The organism is Sinorhizobium fredii USDA 205 (genome assembly GCF_001461695.1).
GTDB lineage: Bacteria > Pseudomonadota > Alphaproteobacteria > Rhizobiales > Rhizobiaceae > Sinorhizobium > Sinorhizobium fredii.
Window position 1 is genome coordinate 1 of record NZ_AUTC01000122.1, and the last position, 599, is coordinate 599.

The 599-nt window shown below is 64.8% G+C and carries 1 protein-coding gene; it reads left to right on the forward strand.

Annotated features, from left to right (window positions below):
* On the forward strand, positions 1–578 hold a 578-nt coding region (locus tag N181_RS12720; protein ID WP_153457662.1), incomplete at its 5' end, for a transposase.
* Positions 579–599 lie beyond the last annotated feature (21 nt).

Here is a 599-nt window from a genome sequence, read left to right on the forward strand (position 1 = left end):
GGACGGCGATCGCTGAGGCCAAGGCGGTCTTCGTGACGCGTCCGAAGTCCAACATGGCCCTCAAGGTGATCCGCAAACGGCGCCTCAAGGTCGCCGAGGGCGACGGCTTCACCGTCATCGACGACGCCACCGTGCGCCTCGCCAGCAAGGGCGATTCCAAGCTGCCGATGCCGTTGCGCCGCCTCACCGTCAAGCGCGCCGATGGCGACACCATCACCCTGCTGACCAACGATCGCAAGCGCTCCGCCGTGGCCATTGCGGCGCTTTACAAGGGCCGTTGGCAGATCGAGCTGCTGTTCCGCTGGATCAAGCAGCATCTCAAGATCCGCAGCTTCCTCGGCAACAACGACAACGCCGTCCGCCTGCAGCTCTTCGCCGCGATGATCGCCTATGCGCTGCTGCGCATCGCCGCCCGCCTCCATCGCGTCGCCATGCCGATCCTGCGCTTCACCGATCTCGTCATGCACTGCCTCTTCGAGCGCCGCGACATCGCCGCCATCGAGCGGCCGCCGCCCGTCAATCCGAGCCGATCAAAACCGAAAACCAACCCAAACCAGATGGCTTTCGTCTATGGCTGAACTTTCCCCGGACAGCCCTGC